This window comes from Thermogemmata fonticola (genome assembly GCF_013694095.1).
Lineage (GTDB): Bacteria > Planctomycetota > Planctomycetia > Gemmatales > Gemmataceae > Thermogemmata > Thermogemmata fonticola.
The window spans coordinates 81,388-104,206 of sequence record NZ_JACEFB010000006.1; the positions used below are offsets into that span (position 1 = coordinate 81,388).

Here is a 22,819-nt window from a genome sequence, read left to right on the forward strand (position 1 = left end):
GCCAGATTCTGTCTGTTGCATTATGCAACACCGTCGTGTTCAATTCCGCAGGCCGTAGAAGGCCAGAGTTGAAAAGCACCTGAGGAAGGAGGTGTCCGAAAACATGAATCGAATGTTCAGAGTCTGAGTAAAACTCTACCTGTTTTTCCTCGGTTCATCTCATGCAATCGAATTGTTCGTCGCGGAAAGGGGCAATAGGGGTTGGACACCGATGAACGGCGTGAGTGGGATTGGGGCGCAGAAACTCTCCTTAGCAAGGAAGGAAGGTGACGGGATAGTGCGCGCTACTGGACTCGAACCAGTGACCTCCACAATGTCAATGTGGCACTCTAACCAACTGAGCTAAGCGCGCAAGCTAGAAGTATTGTTTACAGCTGGGGCTTTCCTAGTCAAGAGCGCGGCTTTCCGATCAAGCGGGCAAGGAGCGAGTTGCCGGAATCTAGAACATGCCGGTGAACGGGTTACTTTTTGCCTAGGCAATAAAGGACGCCCCGGTCTGTTCCCACGCATAGGCAGTCGGAACCAATTCCAGCCGAGGATGTGATTGGGGCATCGAGCAGAATCTCCTGAAGTTTCTGCCCAGTTTTCAGGTCCAAAACGTAAAAATGGCCATCACGCGAAAGACAGCCGACGTAGACTTTATCCGCGGCGATGACCGGGGAAGCATCAACATGCCCTTCCGTGGCGAAATCCCACAACTTTTTGCCCGTTGTGATGTCTAAGGCATAAACTTTCCGGTCACGACTGCCTGCCACCACGATGTTTTGAGCGACAGCGGGCGAGGAGTAAAACGGCATAGCCCGGCGTGGTGGCTCGAAAGTCCAGAGTTTGTCCCGCTTTTGGATGTCCGCAACGACAATCTGATGGGAAATCATAGTGACAATCAGGCGATTGCCAACGACGGCGGGAGTGGAGACGGTTTCGCCCCCCAATGCAATAGACCCGATTTCCTTGCCCGTTCGCAGATCCACAATGTGGACGACCCCATCACTGCATCCCGTCGCAAAAGCCCGGTGATCATGAATAGGTGCGGCGGCGTTAATGGGGCCGTCAATCGACACGCTCCAGATTTTTTTCCCTTCGCTGTTGAGACAATAGAGTTGGGAATCGTGTGCTCCGAAAATGATGTGATCGTTGTAGATATTGGCTGCCGCGTGGATTTCCCCATCAGCCGCAAATTTCCAGCGAATTTTGCCAGTGGTTGCATCGAGGCAGTAAAAGGTTCCCTCAAGATCGCCGATGAAAACCAAGTTCTTATGCACGGTCGGAGCAGCCTTCATGGGTCCCAAGCGGGTTTTCCAGAGCAGCTTGCCTGTCGGGAGTTCCAGGGCATATAAGTGCTTGTCCAATGAGGCGACAAAGACCTGTTGGCCGACGATCGCGGGTGCCCCTTCGATGGCATCCCCCGTGCGAAATTGCCAGCGTTCCTCCAGGGGATGGGGAAGCGCATGGGCGACGGCTCCAGTCATCGCGGGATTACCCCGAAAGTAGCTCCAATCTGCGACCGCCGTCAACGCGCAGAAAAGGGTGGAAATGAGAACGAAGAGAGCAGCAGACAGTAGCCGTTGCCAGGTGTTTACCAAGCCGCTTCGTAAACGCGCAGTAAATCGTTTTCGGTAACGGGTCGGGGGTTGAAGCGTGCAGTCCATTGTTGGTGCGCCTCCTCCGCAAGCAAAGGTAGGATAGTCCGGCTCACACCACAATCCCGCAGGCTTTGCGGGAGTCCTGCCGCCTGGGTGAAGCGAAGGGTGCGTTCTACTAGCTGATCCGTTGCCCGTTGCTTTCCGCCGTATTCGTGAGCCAAAAGCTCCGCATACAACGGTTCCACCCACTCGCCGTTGAAACGAATCACGTGAGGTAGCATGATGCCAATCGCCACTCCGTGGGTTATACCGTAATGCGCGGTCAACGGATTGGCGCAACTATGGCAGATACCCAACATGCTGTTCTCAATTGCCATGCCAGCTAAATGGGCGCCGAGAAGCATGTTCCAGCGTGCCGGCAAGTGACGGGGTTCCCGCAGGACGGTCTCAAAGTGCTGGGACAGCAAATGCCAAGCCGTGCGCGACAGCATTTGGGAGAAAGCATTCCGCCGCGTGCAAACAAAAGACTCCACAGCGTGGGCGATTGCGTCGATGCCAGTGGCAGCGGTCACCTGCTGTGGCTGCGTGAGCGTTAGTTCAGGGTCGAGCAGAACGATTCGGAAAGCAGCCTTGCGATCACCGCATGCCATCTTCAGATGCGTTTTTTCATCGGTGATCAGGGCGTAGCTCTGGGCTTCGCTGCCAGTTCCTGCGGTGGTAGGAACACCGATCGAGGGGAGCATAGGGCGGCTGGCCTTGCCAAAACCCTTGTAATCACTCATGCGACCGCCATTGGTCAGCAGGAAGTTGATCCCTTTGGCACAGTCCATCGCGCTGCCCCCTCCCACAGCGACGATGCAATCGATCTGGTGGGAACGAGCAAACTCTGTGCCGGCTTCCACTTCGCGTTCGGTTGGGTTTTCCTTGACCCCATCGAACAACGCCACTTTCAAACCTGCCGCTTCCAGGATGGCTTGGGCACGTTGGGGGTGACCGGCCTGTTCCAGCCCTGGATCCGTGACCAATAGAACGCGCTGGCCTCCAAGCGACTGAACCGCTTCGTCCAGACGTTGCAACACTCCTGGTCCAGCAATCACACGGTTAAGAGGCTGGAAGTCGAAAGGAAGGAGCTGTTCTCCGGCTATGCTGTCCCAAGCGGGGGGCGGCGCTGCCAAGGCTACGCCGCTGCGTGCACTCATGACGTGGGTCTCCGTGGATCCGGAACGGCAGGGGTCTTACCGGTTAGGGTCATACATGGACTGGTCCTTCAAACTGGAAAGCACGGGCACGAAACAGGAAGTCCACGATATTTCCCTCGTGCGGTTGGAGCCAATTCAGTTTGATGGTGGGGATGGGGCCAATGTTCAAACGGTCGATGTGGGTGGCATCCAGCAATGCACGCTGGAATTTCGGGTCTTCCGTGATCGCAGTGCACACCAGGGTAGGCCCAATTTTTTCCAGCATTTTTTCTTGGGGACATTGAACAACCGTACAGAAGGGGAACATATACTCCTTCTTGGCCATGGCCACGTCCGGATGGTCACAATGAATGACGGTAGGACGGAGATAATCGCAGCGCTCTTTTTTGACGAGCCGCGGTCCATACTTGGGACCGGTCATGTCCGTGACTCCAGGTTCCTTGAGGGCATTGTCGATGTCAGCATTGACGGCATCTGCCTGGCCCGGAACCGTGAATGCTGCTAAGCCGGCTTGAGGATCATCGGGAGGCAGAGGTTGCACCGGTCCGATGCGGGCTGCAATCGCTTCGGCGATGGCACGGGTGTGGCGTGAAGCCCAAATCCCCGAGCAATTGATGCATCCCCGACCACTGTTGACATAAACGCTATCCACCATGAGGTCGAGATACTTTTCCCATTGATCAACCTTGTCGTCGCCCAGAAGGATTTTGCTAAAACCGGGGCCATGTGCCTGCACGCGCGGATTGCCCTTGTACTGCTCGACAGTGGCACTGCTCCCGAAGATTAGGCTTCTTTGGCAGCTATTGAGGACCGCCGCCCCAATATCTCCAAGGCCGGGATAGATGGAGATAGCCTGCTTGGGAATCCCCGCAGCCGTAAAGGCGGCAAACATGCGATAGGGCGTCCATGGTTCTTGGGGACCTGGTTTGAGAACCAAGCCCACTTGCAGCGGAATGATCGGTAGCCACAGAGTGTGCACGCCTGGAGAATTTGAGGGCAGCACCAGTCCTAAGACAGGGGATTGACACTGATAACTGACGGGGACGCCGCGATGCTCGACGCCAAAACCTCGGCTGAGGATATTCAGGTCCAAGCCGCGAGTTAGGGAGTCGAGGATTTTGTCCATGTTGGTGAGGACAAAATGATTTTTTTCCATGTTAAAGCGGCACATATGCTCGGGCAAGCCAGTCGTAGCGGACTGCATGCGGACGAACTGCTCCGGCGTTTGAGTGCCATCACCGATGGGCAATTCGGCTTTGAGGTAGAGGTCTGCCGCTTTTTTGACCATTTGGAGCAGGTCCTGTATGGGAATTTGCCGCAGAACATCCCGCGCGCGTTGGGCATGGCGCATGTCTCGTTCGACCATGGCGGCATTGGCCCGGCCTACTTCCGCCAACACTTCTCCGGTCAGAAAGTGAACGACCTTATCGCTTTCCAGGCTTTCGTAAGGCTCACCCCAGCGGAGCACGGGGATGCGGATCACGGCTTGGTCTCCTTCAGAAATACAAGGTGAGAGAGAAAAAACTCACCGGGTGTTGAGATAACGGATGGCAGGTTCGTGCAAATTCCTTTATGTTTTTGCCATTCGACTGGTTGCAACTCTGGGTTGGACAGAGAACAGGCCAGCGTTACAGGTATTGTAGCGTACAGCCGCAACGCAACAGCCTTACACCACGTTTGTTTCAGACGGTTTGTTAGTACACGCCTACTGTGGTTTGAGCCGCAATTTCGTGGAAAGGCCGGACACCACTGACACCGTCCCAAGGATACTTGAAACAGGGAGGCTCACGTTCGCCCTCATCGCGCTCCGGGAAGCGTGGGACGAAGAACTCCTTGGTCAAGGTGGTCAAAAGAACTCGTCCGGACTGGCCGTAAGGAACCAGCTTGTTGTAATCCTTGAAGTCCACTACTTCGACTACGGCCCGAGGCTGCGGGGCGTAGTAGGTGATTTTGTATTTGTCCTTCGCTGTGGGCATATCGGCGGCTGCCAATCCCATAAGGGTGTTGCCATAAGTGGGAGCAATGTAGATATCCGGTCCCAGATATTCCTCAATCATGAAGCGGATCCATTGGGAAGTCATTTCTGTACCGCCGCAGAAGATGCCCGTGACTCCCATTTGCCGCAAGGTGGTACCTTGTTCTTCCAAACGCTTGCAGAGCGCATCGAGGAGTTTGGGCGTCGTAAACATACAGCGGATGTTATGGCCGGCGGTGAGGATGGTCATAGCTTGATCGATGCAGTGGTCCTGGTAGGCTCGTAAGTGCTCCATCCAACCCTTTTTGATGAGTTTGACCACCCAACGGGGGTCCAAGTCGATGCAGAAGCAAATGCCGCCGCGGTACTGGCACAAATGTTCGACAGCCAAGCGGAGGCGGCGCGGTCCGGAGGGACCCAGCATCAACCAATTGGCTCCCTTGGGGAAATATTTTTCTGGAAGGGTATCCGAAAACATCTCGTAATCAATCCGGAAGTCGTCGCACACAACCCGGCTTTTCGGAATCCCCGTGGTGCCACCCGTTTCAAAGACGTACCACGCCCGGTCTTTCATACCCTTGGGAATCCAGCGCTCCACCGGGCCGCCACGAAGCCATTCATCCTCGAAAAAGGGGAACTTCTTGATATCTTCCCAACCCTGAATGTCTTTAAGAGGATCAAAATCAAAAGCTTTGGCCTTTTCCAGCCAGAAAGGAGTGCCCGTTTCTGGGGAGAAATGCCAACGCACAATCTCGCGCACATGGGCGTCGAGTTGGGCTTGGGCATTGCGGATGCGCTCTTCCAGAGTGGTGCCCGTGACCGGGGCAGGCTTTCCAGGGGTGTCGGGTAACATAGCTCCTCTCTCTACTTCGAGCAGAATCCATCAATTTTGGGGGTGATTTAGGGATTAATTGCGTATCTGGCGATCAGAGGTATGCGACACTTAGGCGGTTGGGAGTCAAGCCACTTAGGTGTCAAGTCCCACTGATGGCCGTGGATTACTCGTCTCATTTATAGTGTGGTCTGATAACTCATTGGCTAGGCATTGGGTGGCAGGTCGAGGATTCATCGCTCGTTAGGTCCTTTTAGTTCCCGCATTTGATCGCGTAGAGGGACTTTTCAGTCATCACATAAAGCACTCCGTTCGCAACGACTGGGGTGGAACGGATGTGCGTGTCGAACTCGATTTTCGCGAGCAAGTATTTATCGCTCACCTGCTTGCGAACAGCTAACATGGCCGCACGGGCTGCTTTGCGATCGGTCAGATTTTGGGCTGCTGCGACTTCGTCATAAACCTCATGCTGCTTGAGGTGGCGGAAGATGAACAATTCTCCTTGATCGTTGGCCAGCAGGATTTTGCCATCCACGTAGTAGGGAGAACCCCAAATGGAAGCTTTAGTGTCGAAACTCCAGTAGTGCTTGCCGGTGTTGGCATCCAGGCAGTGGAGGAAGCCGGCGAGTTCGGAGATGTAAACGATGTCATCAACGACACATGCGGTTGACATAGTGCGTCCGAAGCGGAAGTCCCGTGGCGCCCACTTACGATCATCAACACCGCCGAATCGCCAGAGTTCATGAGAGTTGGGGTTGGGTTTTTCGCCAATTTTCTCTTTCCCTTCGGCATCTTTCATGCGAACTTCCAGGTATTTAGAAATATCGCCACGGCTGTCTTTTTTCGGGGCAATGCAGAAGAAATGAGCAATGCCAGTCGTGTGTTCCGGGTCCTGCCCGACACCGATGTAGATGCGGTTCTTGTAAACGACAGGTGTTCCGATGAAATCATTGCGGGTGCCTGTTCCACCCAATTCATAGACGGCGTCTTTGGGGTTGCAGTCGAATTTCCAGAGTAGTTCGCCAGTTTCCGGCACAAAGCTGTATAGCCAGCCATCGCCTCCGGGAAAGATAACCTGACGAGTGCCATCGATATTGGCATAGACGGGGTTAGACCATTGACCATGCATGATATTCTTTCCCGGTGCGTTGCTTTTCCAGAGGAGCTTCCCCGTCTTTTTGTCCAAGGCGATGAAACTGGGAGCTTCAGGGGAGGGGATGTTGATGTGTCCTTCATCGACTCCGTTGGCTGTTACGATAAAGAGAATGTCGCCGACCAGAAGGGGCGAGCAAGCCGACATGTTATGCGGGAACACGTTTAGTTCCTTGATCATGTCGTATTCCCAGAGAATGTCGGCATCCGTGGGGGAGTCGTAGTCGATCTGCTTGCCGGTTTTGGGGTCGATCCCTCGCAGGGGTCGGCCTTGCAGGCCGTTGGCCATTCCTTGCAGGTCTGCACACACAACGGTGCAGCGGTTGGAGACGTAGTAAACACGATCCCCTTCGACCACGGGGGTTGAACAGAGACCTTCCTTTGGCCAGTCGTTGACCTGCCCGCTAGGCAGTTTGTCGTGCACCGCTTGCCAGAGGAATTTGCCGGTCTGGGCGTCAAAGCACATGAGAATCCCCTTATCCGCCGGCTCACCATTTTTGTCGGTATCGCGAGGATTGCGAGGGGACTCGTTATTGGTTCCGACCAGGACACGGCCATTGACTACAATTGGTCCCCCATAAGCCCGGCTGCCCAATTGGGCTTTCCAAAGCAGTCGTGGGCCTTCGGGATCAAAGTTGTCGGGTACTCCTTTCTCCCGAAGGTTGACCATGTTGCGATGGATCGTACCACCGAACATGACATGATCGCCGGGTCCGACATTTACCGGCCTGAGGGACTCACCTGGAGCAGATGGTGAATCTGCTGGAGCTGGTTCCGGAAGAGTTTCTAACCGGCTCGAGAGTGGAATTGCATCGGAAGGGGTGGCCTTCAAACGGTGTATCGCGACCGTGGCCGCTACAAGGCTGAAGCTGGTCGTGGCGAACAAAGCAATCCGGGCAAACCAAGGCAGGTGTGGCATCATCGGGTTTCTCTCTATCAAGATTGTGCAACTCAGGGTTAATCATCACCCACAATCATTAGCTTATTCTTTTCAGAGTCGGGTAGGGTGTTTTTCAGTTCCGGGTGGTAGTGTTAGGGGTGATTCGAACGTTGTCAAAGTATATTTCCGATCCCGGTAGGGGCGGACCATCCGGTTGAGGGGCGATGTTGGAAATATAGCCGTAGAGGGCTGCCGCACCTTGGCGGTTGGGGTTGGGGTCCTCAAAGCTAATTGTCCAAGCTTGCGGTTCCGGGGTGCCTTTCTTCCACACCTTGGCACGAATCACAGCTTTGTCCGGTTGTTGCTGGACAGTCAGTCTGACGCTGTACCAAACATTCGGTTCCCAATGGAAGGCGATGCCGTGGTTAATTCGCGGCCGAGCTTCCCAAGAGGTAATACGAAGGGTGCGCTGGCCATGCTCAGGGTCTATCTTGCCATCAAGGATCAGAGTGTAACGGGAATTGACGATGCCAACATCTGGCATTTTCTCGCGCACAAGTGTCCCTAAGACGTCCGCCTCAATGGTGTAATTGCTGACATCCGGCGAGGTGATATAGGCGTTGGCACGGGCGATGGGGGGGCGGGAATCCGTGTTGACCTTGGCCAGGACCTGATTGCCGTCAGCCAATTTTTTGACAAAAAATTTCCCCGCTGTATTAACCCAGCCGCCAGGGACCGCGTTTTCCGGTACCTTCTCGAAATCCTGTTGATAGGGGATTTGGGGAGCGACGCGCACCCGGGCCCGGGCCGTGAAATTGCCAAACTGGTATTCCACATATCCCTGTTGGCTAGGTTGAGGGCCGACGATCAGGGTTCCATGCTCATCAATAGTTCCTTGCAAAGCAGGGGGTTGGACACCAGTAGGAGTTTTGGGTGGCAAGGGAAGTCGCCACACCCCTTTCCCGTTAGGGGCCGGCACTGTGCGGCCATTAGCATCATAAAACACGACTTGAAACTGAGTCTTCCCCTTGGGAGGGAGGGTGACGTCAGCAGGAAACAATCGCATGCCGGCTACCGAGTCGGCTTGATAGGGTGTTTCAGGGGGCAGCGGTGAGTACGGATCACACTCGGCTTTGGCGTCGGGGTAACCGATGCAGTAGAGATCAGTACGTGTCGTGAAATAGAGGCGACCGTTGACGGCAATAGGTGTGCCATTGGTTTCGTTGAGCGTGCCTCCGGGACCTGGGAAGCGGTAGGTGAATGTTTCCTCCTCGTCCGGCCGTTGTTCGCCCCGTAGCGTCAGGATGACCATACGGCCCTTGACATCGAAAATGTAGAGTTTGCCGTCGGCAATGAGGGGCGAACCGCGAACTTCTGTGGCATAGCGATAACGCCAGAGCAATTCGCCATCCTTGACGCGGAAGCAGAAAATTTCCCCGCTATCATCCGGAGCGTAGAGCAAGCCGTCAGCGAGAGCAGCGGATGCCAGGCCAAAGCGGTTTGCCAACGGTTGGTTGCGGTTCGCCTTGTAGGGGCGGCGAAAGGTATCCCAGACGACTTTGGGCCGCCGGGTCTGCGGATCCACCTGACTGGCATCCACGCAAATAATCCGGCCGATCGGCGCCCCTTCCGGGTTCTCTTCACCGTGCGTGCAGATCACCAGGTTGCCAGAGACTACAGGGGAACCGTTAATGACCCCTTTGGCGAAGGGAATGCTCCAAACGACTTCGCCGGTGCGCACTTTAAGGGCATGCAATGCGCCGTCTGCACCGCCCGTGATCAGCAGACGCTGTCCATTGATGACAGCGATAACAGGACTGGAGTAGTAAGTGCCATAGAGCGTATCCGGACTGAGAGTGGACCACCACACCACTTGCCCCGTCTCTCCATCGAAGGCCACATAGCGGTTAAGCCCACGTGCCTGGTCTCCCCATGAGGCATTGGGCATTCCCACGATGACAAGACCGCTATCGAAAATGGGGGTGACAACTCGGCCGCCATAGCCGGTGACACGACCAAACTCTTCCGTCAATTGCCGCCGCCATACCAACTTGCCGTGGCTATCGAGGCAAAGCAATTCACCTGCTGTGGTGTGGGCGTAAATGTACTGCTTGGCCGGATCGGCTGTTAGTGTAGTCCATCCCAAGCGTGACGAGACAATGTCGGTGTGGTAAACGTTGACCCGGTATTCCCACAGCTTTTTCCCTGTTTTTTCGTCGAAGCAGACCACCTGTTCGCCTTCATGGAGTCCTTCCCCAGTACCCTGGATGATGTATAATTTGCCCGATAATACGAGAGGGGCTGAACGCCCGCCATAGGGTTGCTTCCACAGAACGTTCCCTCGAACTCCCTGTGCCGGATCAAAATCGCCGGGCAGATTCTTCTCGCGGGAAAAGCCGTTCTGTTCCGGTCCTCGCCAGTGGACCCAATCCCTTGCGGACAGCGGCAGCAGTGGTACGCACAGGCTGAAGAGAGCGAGGGGTAGAGGATGGAGGGGCTTCAGCATAGCGGACTCCTACAGGCAGTTGAGAGTGTCTTTCCTCAACTGCGTGGCTGAGCACGAGGAAGATACCACGCACACACGGCGGGCTTTCATCTCAAAGCGCGGAAGGCTTTGCGGGGGAACCACCACGACGTCGACCCGAAAGAGCAGTTCATCCCGGATGGCCCGTGCCACGGCGGCTGCCAGGTCTCCAGCGGCAGATTCGCGTGGCTCCACTTCGATCCTCAGGTCCGTCAGCGGCCCCCTCTGATCGACAACGATACGATACTCGGCCACTTCCGGAAAGCGGCGCAAGATTGCTTCCAACGTGGCCGGATAAAGATTATTCCCGCGTACATGGATCATATCATCGACGCGGCCTCGAACACCACCGACGATCCGCCGCCAGGTCCGGCCACAACTGTCTACTTTGTCGGTGATTTGAACAACATCGCCCGTGCGGTAACGGATCAGTGGGCTTCCCCACCGGCCCAAGTTGGTAATCACCAACTCGCCCTCTTGACCCGGAGGGACCGGACGTTCCCCGCCCACTTCGATTACCTCAATAATGTACTCCGTCTCCAGCAGAAGCATCTCGGCTGGTGTTTCGACGGCTTCCATCGCGGTGGGGCCAATCTCTGTCAAGCCATAATGATCAAAGACACGGCATCCCCAAGCGCTTTCCAAGCGTTGACGCGTGGCGGTGATTCCGCCGCCGGGTTCTCCCGCCACTACCAAAGCGCGCACAGGAGAATCCGCCAGGGGGATACCCTCCGCTGTTGCGACTTCGGCGAGATGCAGAGCATAGGTAGGTGTGGTGCACACTACGGTACATCCGTGTTCCTGGAGCAGGCGCAAACGTGCTGTACTGCTCATTCCCCCGCCTGGTAGGCAAAAGCGGCCCATAAGCCCAGCGGCTTCAAATGCTGTCCAAAATCCCAGGAACGGCCCGAAGGAGAAGGGAAAAAACAACCGATCCTCAGGACGCAAATCCAGAAGTAAATAGTTCCATTGCCAGCAGCGGAGCAGCCATGCCCAACTTTCCGCTGTGTCCAACCAACGCAGGGGATACCCGGTGCTTGTCCCTGATGTCTGGTGCAACCGGCTGTACTGCTGGAGAGGATATGTCAGATTGCTACCATAGGGGGGATGCTCTTGTTGATCGGTTGCCAATTCTGCCTTAGTGGTGAAGGGTAATCGCTCGAAATCCGCCCAATCTCGAATGGCATCAGCGGAGAGTCCCGCATACTTGCGAGTATAAAAGGGGTTTTGGGGCAGTACGGTTGTCAACAATTGATGCAGCCGCCGCCATTGCCAATGGCGCAACTCATCCCGCGATGCGGTGAGTAAATGGGTCGGCAGGCTTGCTACCGTGGCGGCTTCCGTCCAGCCCATAGTGATGAATGCCCCGCTGCGCCGGTCCGTCACCTTATTCTGTTTCTGAAGATGTTCTCCAGCATAGCCACCCTTTCTGCAAGAGCTTACCATGAAATTCCCGAGGTTTTACGCTACTTCTAAGGGATGGAGGTGCAAAATCTTTTCCGGCGGCCAGGACTGCACCCCCCCTGATGTGGCCACGATAACACTGTCAAAAGTAAGTGTCTGTAATGTTCCCGCCACGGTATTACCACCCGCCAGTTCGATTTGCACAGGGCGTCCGAGTAACCCCAACCGCCTGCGCCACTGGCGGGTAAGGAGGTCTGTTTGACCTTTCAGCAGCACGCTGTAATAATGGTCCAAGCAGTCAATAACCTGTTCTGCGGCCTGGCGGATCGTGATGCTTCTGTGAGTGGCTTGATACAACGAAATCGCATGAGGCAGATTTAGGTTGGTCCAATCTTCTGTTTGTTGATTCAGATTCAGGCCAATGCCGGCGACGACAGCCGATCCGTGACATTCGATGAGGATACCGCAGACTTTGCGGCCCTGGAGCAGTAGATCATTCGGCCATTTGATAATGGCATCCTGCTCGGTCAGCTTCTGGATGGCGTCTGCCACAGCGACAGCCACCCATACGGTCAGTAAAGAGGGCCGTGCCAATTCGGCCGGGGGTTGAAGGATGATAGATAACAACAGTGCTTTTCCGCAAGGCGCCTGCCAGGTGCGATGATACTGTCCCCGGCCAGCCGTTTGCTCTTCAGCGAGAATGGCCCAACCATCCCAGTTTTCCGAGGAGCGAACCAGCCACTCGGCAGCCACGGTGTTGGTGCTGGAGACTGTGGTATACACCGCCACGTGCTTGCCGACGTGTTGGGTGGGGAAATGCCAGATTTCGCGGGCAGACTCGCGAGCAGACATGGTTGCAATCGGGGCATTTAGGGGGAAGAGTTGTAATCCAAGGCGATATCCAACGCCGGAGCCGAGTGAGTCAAAGCGCCGACACTGATGCGATCTACGCCGGTTCGAGCAATTTCGCGGACTGTGGTTAGAGTGATTCCCCCAGAAGCCTCGAGTTGGACTTGGGGTGCAGCTTGCTGGCGCCGTCGTACCGCCCGTCGGATCCAGGGGACACTCATGTTGTCCAACATGATAATGTCCGGTCGGGCAGCTAAGGCTTGCTCAAATTGTTCCCAATTTTCCACCTCAATTTCTACGGGAAGCTCCACATTGCCAGAGTAACGCTGAGCCAGTTCGATCGCGCGTTGCACCTGTCCACCCAAGGCGGCGAGGTGATTATCTTTGATCAGGATACCCTCCGACAGGCTCATGCGATGGTTGTATCCTCCACCCATGCGCACTGCGTATTTCTGGAGTACGCGCCAACCTGGCAAGGTTTTTCGCGTGTCATAGATTCTGGCTTGTGTTCCTTGAGTCCGTCGGACAAAACGTCGGGTCAAGGTGGCAATACCACTGAGATGTTGCAGAAAGTTGAGAGCGGTCCGCTCGGCTTTCAAAATGGAGCGCAAGGGGCCGCTGAGGGTGGCCAAAATCATTCCGCGTCGCAGGAGCGTCCCGTCCGCCACGCGAGGGGAGAGAATCAATTTAGGATCGACCGCTAGGCAAACCAGTTCAACAGCAGGTAGTCCCGCGACGACACCGGCGCGGCGAGCCACAAATGCGGCGGTAGCTTCTGCCTCAGAGTCGATCAGCGCCAAACTGGTGCGATCTCCCGCTGGCCCGATGTCCTCGGCCAAGGCCAACTCGACTAAACGCCGGCAAGCTAGGGTTTCTGGATGACCCCACGGAGGAGGTGTTGGCTGGGGTTTCATCTCGTGAGGCGATCCGCCGCTCCGTCTCATCTTTTTACTCATCTTGACTTTTATTCTAGCAGTTCCCCGGTCCATCTGGCTGGTGGGAAGGATATGGTCATCCGGCACACGATGGGATCGACGGCTGCTTCGAACCGGATATGGCCCGCATGTCCTGGAGGTGAATAGCTACTGGCTGTCGAGTTGCCTGGGAGACTTCGTGGTACAGAGAGGGAGGGCGAGGGAGAGGTTGTACGCAGGGTGAGGGAGGACAATCGCAAGGAGTTCACGGTCCAGGAAGAGGGAGTACATCTGGGGGGTCAGGCATTGGTACCTCGTACATCGGAGGCGGGGAGGGAAGCATTGAACGTGAGTCAGGGGCATCTGAAGGGGGCATGGGAGTAGGCATCGAGTCAGCCATTCGTGCTATTTCCACGGCTTTTTGAAAAGCCAGTGTGAGCTGGTGGTTGGGGTCGGTTTCCAGCAGATGGGGCTGAACGCCGGTCGCATGGAGCGGATAACCGGCGGGAGAGATCAGACGGGCGATTGTAAGGCGAACAGTCCCGCCTTTTGGAGACTTAGGTATTTTCTGGGAATCCGAGCTTGTCGCGCCGGAAGGAACAGTGTTGAGCCATTCCAATACCAAGGGATACTGGAGCGTGCCCTTGCCGAAAGTAGGTACTCCGATCAGGGTGGCACGTTGTTGATCTTTGAGGGCGGCAGCTAGTACCTCGGCTGCAGAGGCTGTCTCGCCGTCGATCAGAACTACTAGCGGAATCGTTGAGGCGGCCATGCCGCTTTCGGAAGAAAAAGAGACATTGTTCACTTCCGGTACTTGTCCCTGGGTCGTGACGATGGTGCCTCTCGGAAGGAAGCGGCGGGCTACTTCCAAAGCGGCTGTAAATGAGCCTCCGACATTGCCGCGAAGGTCCAGAACCAGCGCCTGGATTCCCTCTTGTTGCAAGGACGCCAGGGCATCATCGAGTTCCCGAGGAGTTGAGTCCCGCAAGGATCCTAGGCGCAAGTATCCCACACGAATACCATCACGGTTGATCTTCAGCGCTTTGCCATAAACCGAGGGGGGGCGTACAGGCAGACTGACCACCAATTCGGGGATGGCGGAATCTCCTGTGACTATTGTGATTTCGTGCCAGTCTTGCTGAGGATGTTGCAGAGCTTCCCGAATGATGTCCCAACTCACCTCGCCTTGAGTGAGGTCGTAGCCGTTGATCTGCGTGATGATTTGCCCTGCTTGCAGGGGTGTATGTTGTTCCGCCCATGATCCGCGAATGATACCGTCAATCGATAACACGCCATTGTTCCATCGCAGGCATACCCCTTGGGGTTGCAAGTCTTCTGGCAATGGCGGCAATGGAGGGACAAAGGAGGAGGACTCATCCAAGCCGTTGCATGTACCGTGAACCACTTCCAGGACGATTGCCGCGGGTTCAGCAATCAGAGTTTGCTCTTGCCAGTGTGCCAACAGGCGGCGGAGAGTTTGCCGCGCCTGGCGGGGGTTGTGAATCGGCGTTTGGCGGTAGTGTTGCAATTCTTCTTTGAACTGCCGAAGAAGTGCTGCTGGGGCTTGGGGGAATACCCGATTGTAGAAGGCGTCATCATCCAGAGCGTGGCACAGTTCTTCGAGTCCGTTTTGCCATAACTGTTGGGAATGTGCCCGCTGGCGATCCACATAGAGCAGGGGAACTTTTGTCATGACCTCTGCGAGAAGCTGGAGTGCTTCGCCGGGTGCCAGCTCTTGCGCGTAACGGAGATAGTCAGGGTTGCGCAGTCGGCGATACTGATCCAGGCGGCGCCAGGTCTGGTGCAACCGGGTTCGCAGGTCTGCGGCTGTGCGATCGATCAGATACAGTTGGCAATAAAGAGTAAAAGCCGCTTCCCAATCTCTGAGGCGTTCCGCTCGCTCCGCAGCGGCCCGCAATTGCTCGACAGCCTGCCGGCCATCCGGAACAACCGCAACTCCTGAGGGCAGGGAGGTTTGTCCCTCGGCTACTGCGGGAGCGGTAGCGTACCACGCTCCTATCACCGCAAATGCAAATAAAATGGTTCGCACGGCTGACCTTTCATCCCCTATTTACGAACCGATTGTCAGAGTCATTCCCAGTATCAAATTCGCGGTCCTGATCTAAAGTCATTCCTTGATACTCGGCCCTTTCACTTCTGCACCCTAACGAATCCCTTTTCCCAAAGTTGCTGCGAAGAGTTTGTCTGCTCCTCTTGCTCTCTCTGGGGCTTGTTCCCTTATTGGGACTTCTAGCCTCCGGCTCTGATCTTGTTCACCTTTTCAGACGGTCTCCCTGGTTGATTATAAGTTTTATCATAACTTCTCGGAAGCCAAGCTGTCAAACCAAAAGTCCGAAGGTCTGAAGGTTTGAAGTCTGAGGGTTTACCCTTCCTTTTGCGTCATTGATTCGGCATCTGTGCCGCCCACTCTGAGGGATGTTGCAATTGGGGGACGGCTAACATAGGTCCCTTTCTCATGGCATTTAGACCCTGCGAAGCTGGTAGGGTGGTATGTTACGTCATTCCGAGGTATCCTGCCGTTACTTTTCCGACGAGAGAACATTTCATTTGGATGTGTCTAGCTGTATGATGGGGAGTGAGGATTTTTTTCGTTCGACAGGGAGAATGACCTGTGGCGTGGTAACGTTGTCCGCCCGCAACGGCTCGCTGCGGGTAAGGATTCGCCCTAAGCGAGGCGGCGAGCAGCATGAAGCGAAAAGTGATCATCGTTGCCGATCCCGGCATTGACACAGCATTTGCCGTTGCTTTGGCTTTGAATGATCCCGCGTTGGAAGTCGTGGGGTTGCTACCGACGGCCGGGAATGTGACGGCAGAACAAGCCACCACGAATGTCCACGTCCTCATCGATGTGATTGATCCGCCCAGGTGGCCGCGGTTGGCATCGGCTCTGCCCATTCGTTACGACTTTGATGGGTTGGCCCTGCATGGACCAGGGGGACTGGGCGGAGTGTCTTTTCCTTGTGCCTTACGCCACACACTGCATCCCGCCGATAAAATGCTGGTCGAATTGGTCCGTGAGTTTCCTCGACAGGTGACGCTCATCAATTTGGGGCCCTTAACAACCCTGGCTGCAGCTTTAGAGCGGGACCCCGCCTTGCCTACCGTGATCTTAGAAACTGTCATTGTCGGCGGGTCCTGGCGGGAACCTGGCAATGCAGGTCCTGTCTCAGAATTTCATATCGCATTGGATCCTGAAGCGGCCCGATTGGTCCTCCACTCCGATTTGCATCCTCTGCTGATCCCCTTGGATGTTACTCGAAAGTTGATTTTTTCACCCGCGGACTTGCTGGAAATGCCCAATCCTCACTCTCGCACCTGTCAGTTCCTGCGGCAGATAGTTCCGTACGGCATACGGGCTAGTTCGAATCTTTACGGTATCGAAGGATTCCATCTCAAGGATGTGTTAGGAATCGTGGCTGCAGTGCATCCGGATTCATTGACCAGCGAAGCCTTTCCCATCGACGTAGAAACCCGCGGCCAGTTGACCCGTGGAATGACGGTCGTCGATGCTCGGCCCAACCGCAGCAGCCGGGCCAATGCTCGTCTGGTAACAAACGTCTCCGTGGCGGAAGTGCGGCATTACATTCAATCCATCCTTCGTAATGCCGCTTAGTGGCTCTTCCGGTGTAACCGTTGCCCTCATCTTTGCTAGGTAAGAGATGGGCGGGCGTGGAGGGGCTGGCTGAGCTGACACACCCAAGATCGGAGGGCCTGGAGCGTGCCAGTCCGGTCCAGAGTTGCTCCTTCGAGCAGACGCACCAGGGTGCTACCGACGATGATGCCGTCTGCCACTTCCGCTAATTCCTGCACATGTTCAGGTTTACTGACTCCAAAGCCGACACACAGGGGCAAATCAGTCAATGTGCGAAGGCGCGTCAACAGAGCACGCAGGCCAGCGGGCAATTGTTCCCGGCTCCCTGTAATGCCTACGACGGAAACTACATACACGAAGCCGCTGCATAATCGCACGATGCGTTCTGCCCGTTTCGGTGTGGTGGTCGGCGTAACCAGCAAAATCAGTTTGCAGTCTTGCTCCCGACAGACCTCGGCCAACTCCTGGGCTTCTTCCGCTGGTAGATCGGGTACAATCAGGCCGTAGATTCCCGCCTGTTGAGCGGCAGCGACAAAGGGCTTGATTCCTTTCCGGTAAATCAACGAGTAGGAGGCCATGGCGAGCAGCGGCGTGGACCAATCGGCCGAATGTGCGACAGCCTGTAAAGTCTCGAACACGTGAGTCAGCTTCAGTTGGCGTTGCAAAGCCCGGCTATACGAGGCTTGGATCACCGGGCCATCCGCAATCGGATCGGAGAAAGGAAAACCGACTTCGATTAGATCGGCGCCTGCTTGGGCCAAGACGGGCAATGCCTCAGCGGTAAACGCTAAGTCCGGGTCTCCGGCGGTCAGAAAGGGAATGAACGCCGCTCGGTGTTGGGCACGCAGGCGCTGAAAAACAGCGTCGATCGGATGGGGAGTGCTCAATGGTGTCTCGCTCCTGATATTGGGCCATCGAATTGATTTCCTGCTACTACTTGCTATCCAGTCCTTGCCAGTTTTCTGGTGGTTGCTGTGTCACAGATATTTGATGCAAATAACTCCGGCTAGCACAAGCAAAGCGCCCACCAAGCGCCCTGGCGTCACAGAGTGGCGGGGTAAACCTATCCAGGCAAAATGATCCAGAATCAGGGAGCAGAGGAGTTGCCCCGCAATCACCAAGGCAATGAACAAAGCTGCTCCCAATTCCCGTGTCAAAGTGGCGCCTGCGAGCACGATCAGAGCACCTAATGGCCCGCCGATCCAGTTCCACCACGGTGTTTGTTGAATGGCTAACCATGAGGGGGGTGGTGGTTGTAAGAGAGCCAGAGCGCAACTGGCCGTGACAAATGTGCCACAGATGGAAAAATACGCCGCATAGAGAGGTTGGTTGCCTAGGTTGCTCCGAAAACTGCTGTTGGCTGAAGCCTGGAGGGCGATACAGCAACCGGTCAGCAAGGCCAGCAGAATCAGAATTATGGTTGTTCCCATGTTCCGGTGCATCATATCGATTCTGAGTCCCGAGAGTCTATCAAGGAGGCAGCCACTCCTCCACTGTTTGGATTATCCCTCAAAGGGAGGGGAACAGTACACCAAGACCTTGCTAAGTTGCGCCTGAGACCACGTTAATCCAGACAATTAATTCTGTGGCGTTGTTGGCCTCTTGGAGCAAATAATGCAAGTTATGAAGGGGGGTGAGCAATCTGCTGAGTAACCGAGAGCGGCGGGGGCTTCGAGTGTAGTTCTGGGGATAGTTTGGGAGATGAACGGCACAGACGGGCGACCTCCGCACAATCTTTATCGCCACGGCCGGAGAAACAGACGACGACAATCTGGTCAGGGGATTTGCGTGCTGCGATGCGCAAGGCTTCGACGATGGCATGGGCCGTTTCCAGCGCCGGAAGTATGCCTTCCAGGCGGGCACAGAGGTGGAAAGCTTCCAGCGCTTCTTGATCAGACACGCAACAGTAACGAACGCGCCCTGTATCGCGCCACCAACTATGTTCGGGGCCGACACCTGGATAATCTAGACCGGCAGAGACGGAATGGACTTCAGCAGTTTGGCCATCCTCGTCTTGCAAGACGTAGCTGAATGTACCGTGGAGGACACCAGGAGAACCGTAATTGAGGGTCGCGGCGTGCTGTCCCAACGAGCGGCCGCGCCCACCGGCTTCGACACCGATCAATTCGACCTCAGTGTCCCCAAGGAAGGGATAGAACATCCCGGCGGCGTTACTCCCTCCTCCGACACAGGCCACGACGACATCGGGCAGCCGGCCGCATTGCTCCAGGCACTGTTGCCGCGTTTCCTGGCCAATGACGCTCTGAAAGTCCCGCACCATCATCGGAAAGGGATGGGGACCAACGACCGAGCCGATGATGTAATGGGTGTTCTCAACGCTGCTCATCCAATCTCGCAAAGCTTCATTCGTAGCGTCTTTGAGGGTCTGGCTCCCGCTGGTCACGGGGAACACTTCGGCCCCCATGGCCTGCATACGAAAAACATTCAATTCCTGGCGGCGGACATCCTCCTTCCCCATGTACACCCGGCATTCGAGGCCGAACAGTGCTGCGGCGGTGGCTGTGGCCACGCCGTGCATTCCAGCTCCCGTTTCGGCTATGACTCGTCGCTTGCCCATCCGCCGGGTCAGTAACGCTTGTCCCAAGGCGTTGTTGATCTTGTGGGCGCCGGTGTGGTTCAGGTCTTCGCGTTTGAGATAAATGCGAGCGCCTCCTGCCTCCCTGGTCAGACGCTCGGCAAAATACAGCCGGGAGGGCCGACCCACGTATTCTCGCAATAATCGCTCAAACTCCCTGAGAAACTCCGGGTCTGTCCGGGCCTGCCGGTAGGCCTGCTCCAGTTGCTCGAGAGCAAACATCAACGTTTCGGGAACGTACCGGCCGCCGTAGGGTCCAAAACGCCCCCGTGGATCGGGAAGCTGGAGCAGGGAATGATCATGAACCTTCTCATTAGCTGGCGGGGGGGAAAATATCGATGACATAGGTCAATCACGTAATTCTCTTGTCTGTGGGGACGCGAACCGCCGTGGTTCTACGTCAACATGATCATTGTAGTCACCGGGTCTCCTACCTGGGTGGGCGGAACTGAAAAAAACGAAGACACCTGGGCAAAGCGCGAACACATTGGTCATTTTCCATGAGGATAGGAGAGAAGGGAGCAGGGTTGGAGTATGACCATTGAGAGTCGTATTGCACAATAATGATAGGGAAGGAACCTGTCCTTGCAATTTCCGGGTGTGGAGGAAGGCCATGCCGGAACTGCCGGAAGTGGAAACAGTAGTGCGAGACCTGCGGCCTCGTCTGGTCGGGCGTCGGCTGGTGAGCGTACATTGGGGCCCCAAACCTTTGCGACGGAGTTGGCCCGCTGTGGCAGTCCAAAGACTGCGGGGATCGCGTGTGGAAAGCATCCAGCGGCGGGGCAAGTGGATTCTCGTTTTCTGCGACCAGGGTCAGGCCTTGCGGATCCACCTGGGAATGACAGGGCAACTGACCGTAGTACCGCGCTCGGAGCCGCCATTCGACCACATCCACTGGTGGGCAGAACTCGACAACGGCTGGCAATGGCGCCTGCGAGATGTTCGGCGATTCGGCTCAGTCGAATGGTTTGCTCAGAGGGAGGAGGCCCTTGCGGAGTTGGAGCAGAAATTGGGTCCTGAACCGCTGGCATTACCCGCCGGATATTTACCGCGTATAGTCGGGCGATCGCATCGTTGCCTCAAAGCGGTGTTGTTAGATCAAAGAATCGTGGCAGGAATCGGTAATATCTACGCTGATGAAGCGCTATTCCGGGCAGGTTTACACCCGGCACGTCGAGCTGTGTCGCTATCTGCTCAAGAATGGGAGCAACTCCGCCGTGCCATTCGAGATGTCCTCCGCCAGGCGGTCCAAGCTCGCGGTTCAACAATCCGAGATTACATTGGCGGTTCTGGTCTTCAAGGAAAGTATCAAGAGCGATTAATGGTGTATGGGCGGCGAGGTGGACCATGTTCGCGATGTAAGACCCCGATTGCTCACCTGAGACTAGCGGGTCGCACCAGCCATTTTTGTCCCGCTTGCCAAAAATGAGGCGGGAAGAGGTACAGGGAACTATGTCATACCGCGGCTTCAAGCGTCTGTTGGGCGAAACTAATCTGGAACGCAAGTGCCGTTGGTTGCTTGGTGCGGCCGTCCTGCTGTTGATGACCGGTAGCTTTTGGGTTTATTCGGAGCAAACTCGAGGTTTGGCTTTGGAGCAATTCGTGGTCACAGGCCGCACATTGATGGCCCCATTTGTGGAGCGGGTTCATCTCCCTCAGGAACGTTCTGAGGGTGCCGAAGCATTTGAGACGCTGAGCGAGCGGCACTGGCCTGTGGTTCGGGAAAGTTACAGTGCGCGTTTTTTGCGTCTAGATGCCACGGACCCAGCGGATAAGCCTGGAAGCGAGGACTTGCCTATTCTGCATCGCATTCTCCAGGAAGGATGGATGGAAGACAGCCGCCCTGCTCCCCACGAGAACGCTTTCTACTACTACGGAGCCTTGCGGGCGGCTACGGCGTGCCTGGGTTGCCATCGGGATCCGGACAGAGTCAAACAGGCACAACCCCACTTGCAGGAAGGGGACTTGATGGCGGTGGTTCGCATTCGCCTCTCCACCCTGCCTTTGCAAGAGGGATTTCACACGAACCGGGCCATCCTGATCGCTTTTGCTGTGGGGACCAGCCTGCTGATTATCGCCGGCAGTTATCTCATCATCCGCTATGTCATCGTCAAGCCAGTCAAACATCTCAAGGACGTCGCCGAGGCTATCGCCAATGGGGAATTGAATGTGCGGAGCGAAATCCACACCGGTGACGAGTTTGAAGACCTTTCGCATGCCTTCAATCGCATGCTCCGGAATCTCATCAACATTCAGGATCGTAACCGTAAGCTTATCGCAGACCTGGACCGTAAAGTCGATGAATTGGCACGGGTCAATATGGCCTTGTTCGAGAATAACCGCCTCAAAAGCGAGTTCCTCTCCACCATGAGCCACGAGTTACGCACTCCGCTCAACAGCATCATCGGCTTCAGCGAAACCTTGCTTGCGGCCGACAACCTGACGGACAAACAACACCGCTATGTCAGTCACATCATGACAAGCGGACAGCGACTTCTGGCTTTAATCAACGACATCCTGGACTTGGCCAAGTTGGAAGCGGGGAAGATGCGGCTCCACCCAGAAACCCTCAACCTCGCCGCCATCTGTGAACATGCTGTGGCCATGTTCCGCCCTCAGGCCGAGAAGAAGAATATCGATCTGCGCATCCAGGTCGATCCGCATGCTCCCCCCATCCGGCAAGATGCCGGTAAAATTCATCAAATCCTGGCGAATCTTCTCTCGAATGCGATCAAATTCACCCCGGAAGGAGGGCGGGTCACCCTCAAAGCAGAAACCGATGGTCGTGATCTGACTCTGACCGTGTCGGATACCGGTGTGGGTATCGCGCCGGAAGAACAGGAGTTGATCTTCGACAAGTTCCGCCAGGCTGCCCACCCCATGACTCGCGAGCAAGGGGGTACAGGCCTGGGATTATCCATCGTGAGGGAATTGGCTCGGCTGCTCCAGGGAGATGTGACGCTTCATAGCGAGCTTGGTCGAGGCAGCACCTTCACTGTTCGCGTTACGGCCCAGTTGGCCGATGAGCCGCTCAGCGAGTTTGAATTGGCTGATGAAACTGCCGTAACATCCCGTTTGCCCCACGAAGCCAGGCACGAAGCAGGGATAGCCTATCCGCCCTCCACAATCCCTCCTTCTCTTTCGCGAGCACAATCCTCGCCGGCGCCGGCAGTACCTTCCCATCCCGCTGGAGCCGAAGTCCAAGATAATGCTATGGCCCACAGGCCAGCCCAACACTCTCCGCTTCCCTCCCAAGCCGAGGATGCGGAAGAATCACGTCCGTGATAAATGATAGACA

The 22,819-nt window shown here is 55.8% G+C and carries 16 protein-coding genes and 1 tRNA gene; 3 read left to right on the forward strand and 14 right to left on the reverse strand.

What is annotated here, in order from left to right; all coding sequences use genetic code 11:
• Positions 1-278 precede the first annotated feature (278 nt).
• The 11 genes from H0921_RS09880 to H0921_RS09930 all read right to left on the reverse strand — a co-directional run bounded on the left by H0921_RS09880 (position 279) and on the right by H0921_RS09930 (position 15,362).
• Positions 279-352 (reverse strand) — tRNA-Val (locus H0921_RS09880).
• A 109-nt stretch (positions 353-461) separates the two neighbouring features.
• On the reverse strand, positions 462-1,469 hold the full coding sequence (locus tag H0921_RS09885; RefSeq protein WP_194537910.1) for an outer membrane protein assembly factor BamB family protein: 1,008 nt from the start codon (positions 1,467-1,469) through the stop codon (positions 462-464).
• A 107-nt stretch (positions 1,470-1,576) separates the two neighbouring features.
• Positions 1,577-2,782 (reverse strand): iron-containing alcohol dehydrogenase, encoded by a 1,206-nt coding sequence (locus H0921_RS09890; protein WP_194537911.1) that lies wholly within the window; start codon positions 2,780-2,782, stop codon positions 1,577-1,579.
• A 49-nt stretch (positions 2,783-2,831) separates the two neighbouring features.
• Positions 2,832-4,265, reverse strand: coding sequence for an aldehyde dehydrogenase family protein (locus tag H0921_RS09895; protein WP_194537912.1), 1,434 nt, complete (start codon positions 4,263-4,265; stop codon positions 2,832-2,834).
• Between the two features lie 211 nt (positions 4,266-4,476).
• Entirely contained in the window at positions 4,477-5,610 is a 1,134-nt protein-coding gene (locus tag H0921_RS09900) for a phenylacetate--CoA ligase family protein (RefSeq protein WP_194537913.1), read from the reverse strand.
• Between the two features lie 232 nt (positions 5,611-5,842).
• Positions 5,843-7,438, reverse strand: coding sequence for an outer membrane protein assembly factor BamB family protein (locus H0921_RS09905; RefSeq protein WP_228499350.1), 1,596 nt, complete (start codon positions 7,436-7,438; stop codon positions 5,843-5,845).
• Positions 7,439-7,754: 316 nt separating this feature from the next.
• Positions 7,755-10,127, reverse strand: a complete 2,373-nt coding sequence (locus H0921_RS09910) for an outer membrane protein assembly factor BamB family protein (protein ID WP_194537915.1) — start codon at positions 10,125-10,127, stop codon at positions 7,755-7,757.
• A 9-nt stretch (positions 10,128-10,136) separates the two neighbouring features.
• On the reverse strand, positions 10,137-11,531 hold the full coding sequence (locus tag H0921_RS09915; protein WP_315851874.1) for a phenylacetate--CoA ligase family protein: 1,395 nt from the start codon (positions 11,529-11,531) through the stop codon (positions 10,137-10,139).
• Positions 11,532-11,606: 75 nt separating this feature from the next.
• Complete coding sequence (locus H0921_RS09920) at positions 11,607-12,401, reverse strand: biotin--[acetyl-CoA-carboxylase] ligase (RefSeq protein WP_194537916.1); 795 nt, start codon at positions 12,399-12,401, stop codon at positions 11,607-11,609.
• A 17-nt stretch (positions 12,402-12,418) separates the two neighbouring features.
• A complete protein-coding gene (gene nadC / locus H0921_RS09925; protein ID WP_228499352.1) occupies positions 12,419-13,342 on the reverse strand; it encodes a carboxylating nicotinate-nucleotide diphosphorylase in 924 nt (307 codons plus the stop codon).
• 235 nt (positions 13,343-13,577) lie between these two features.
• A complete protein-coding gene (locus H0921_RS09930) occupies positions 13,578-15,362 on the reverse strand; it encodes a S41 family peptidase (protein WP_194537917.1) in 1,785 nt (594 codons plus the stop codon).
• Positions 15,363-16,019: 657 nt separating this feature from the next.
• Between H0921_RS09930 and H0921_RS09935 the strand changes: the two genes are divergently transcribed.
• Positions 16,020-16,946, forward strand: a complete 927-nt coding sequence (locus tag H0921_RS09935) for a nucleoside hydrolase (protein ID WP_194537918.1) — start codon at positions 16,020-16,022, stop codon at positions 16,944-16,946.
• 35 nt (positions 16,947-16,981) lie between these two features.
• Here H0921_RS09935 and trpA read toward each other — a convergent pair whose 3' ends face one another.
• The 3 genes from trpA to trpB all read right to left on the reverse strand — a co-directional run bounded on the left by trpA (position 16,982) and on the right by trpB (position 19,866).
• A complete protein-coding gene (gene trpA, locus H0921_RS09940) occupies positions 16,982-17,812 on the reverse strand; it encodes a tryptophan synthase subunit alpha (protein ID WP_194537919.1) in 831 nt (276 codons plus the stop codon).
• Between the two features lie 90 nt (positions 17,813-17,902).
• Positions 17,903-18,355: a DMT family transporter gene (locus H0921_RS09945; RefSeq protein ID WP_194537920.1), complete on the reverse strand. Its 453-nt coding sequence runs from the start codon at positions 18,353-18,355 to the stop codon at positions 17,903-17,905.
• A 191-nt stretch (positions 18,356-18,546) separates the two neighbouring features.
• Complete coding sequence (gene trpB / locus H0921_RS09950) at positions 18,547-19,866, reverse strand: tryptophan synthase subunit beta (protein ID WP_194537921.1); 1,320 nt, start codon at positions 19,864-19,866, stop codon at positions 18,547-18,549.
• 268 nt (positions 19,867-20,134) lie between these two features.
• Between trpB and mutM the strand changes: the two genes are divergently transcribed.
• A complete protein-coding gene (gene mutM, locus H0921_RS09955; protein ID WP_194537922.1) occupies positions 20,135-20,950 on the forward strand; it encodes a bifunctional DNA-formamidopyrimidine glycosylase/DNA-(apurinic or apyrimidinic site) lyase in 816 nt (271 codons plus the stop codon).
• Between the two features lie 23 nt (positions 20,951-20,973).
• Positions 20,974-22,806: an ATP-binding protein gene (locus tag H0921_RS09960; RefSeq protein ID WP_194537923.1), complete on the forward strand. Its 1,833-nt coding sequence runs from the start codon at positions 20,974-20,976 to the stop codon at positions 22,804-22,806.
• Positions 22,807-22,819 lie beyond the last annotated feature (13 nt).

What these genes read in the sequence shown, in the direction of transcription:
- H0921_RS09905 (WP_228499350.1), bottom strand. Translation starts at nt 7,438, where the DNA reads ATGTTCGGTGGTACGATCCATCGCAACATGGTCAACCTTCGGGAGAAA.
- H0921_RS09900 (WP_194537913.1), bottom strand. Translation starts at nt 5,610, where the DNA reads ATGTTACCCGACACCCCTGGAAAGCCTGCCCCGGTCACGGGCACCACT.
- H0921_RS09960 (WP_194537923.1), top strand. Translation starts at nt 20,974, where the DNA reads ATGTCATACCGCGGCTTCAAGCGTCTGTTGGGCGAAACTAATCTGGAA.
- H0921_RS09935 (WP_194537918.1), top strand. Translation starts at nt 16,020, where the DNA reads ATGAAGCGAAAAGTGATCATCGTTGCCGATCCCGGCATTGACACAGCA.
- H0921_RS09890 (WP_194537911.1), bottom strand. Translation starts at nt 2,782, where the DNA reads ATGAGTGCACGCAGCGGCGTAGCCTTGGCAGCGCCGCCCCCCGCTTGG.
- H0921_RS09920 (WP_194537916.1), bottom strand. Translation starts at nt 12,401, where the DNA reads ATGTCTGCTCGCGAGTCTGCCCGCGAAATCTGGCATTTCCCCACCCAA.
- trpB (WP_194537921.1), bottom strand. Translation starts at nt 19,866, where the DNA reads ATGTCATCGATATTTTCCCCCCCGCCAGCTAATGAGAAGGTTCATGAT.
- H0921_RS09885 (WP_194537910.1), bottom strand. Translation starts at nt 1,469, where the DNA reads ATGACTGGAGCCGTCGCCCATGCGCTTCCCCATCCCCTGGAGGAACGC.
- nadC (WP_228499352.1), bottom strand. Translation starts at nt 13,342, where the DNA reads ATGAGACGGAGCGGCGGATCGCCTCACGAGATGAAACCCCAGCCAACA.
- H0921_RS09945 (WP_194537920.1), bottom strand. Translation starts at nt 18,355, where the DNA reads ATGGGAACAACCATAATTCTGATTCTGCTGGCCTTGCTGACCGGTTGC.
- H0921_RS09910 (WP_194537915.1), bottom strand. Translation starts at nt 10,127, where the DNA reads ATGCTGAAGCCCCTCCATCCTCTACCCCTCGCTCTCTTCAGCCTGTGC.
- mutM (WP_194537922.1), top strand. Translation starts at nt 20,135, where the DNA reads ATGCCGGAACTGCCGGAAGTGGAAACAGTAGTGCGAGACCTGCGGCCT.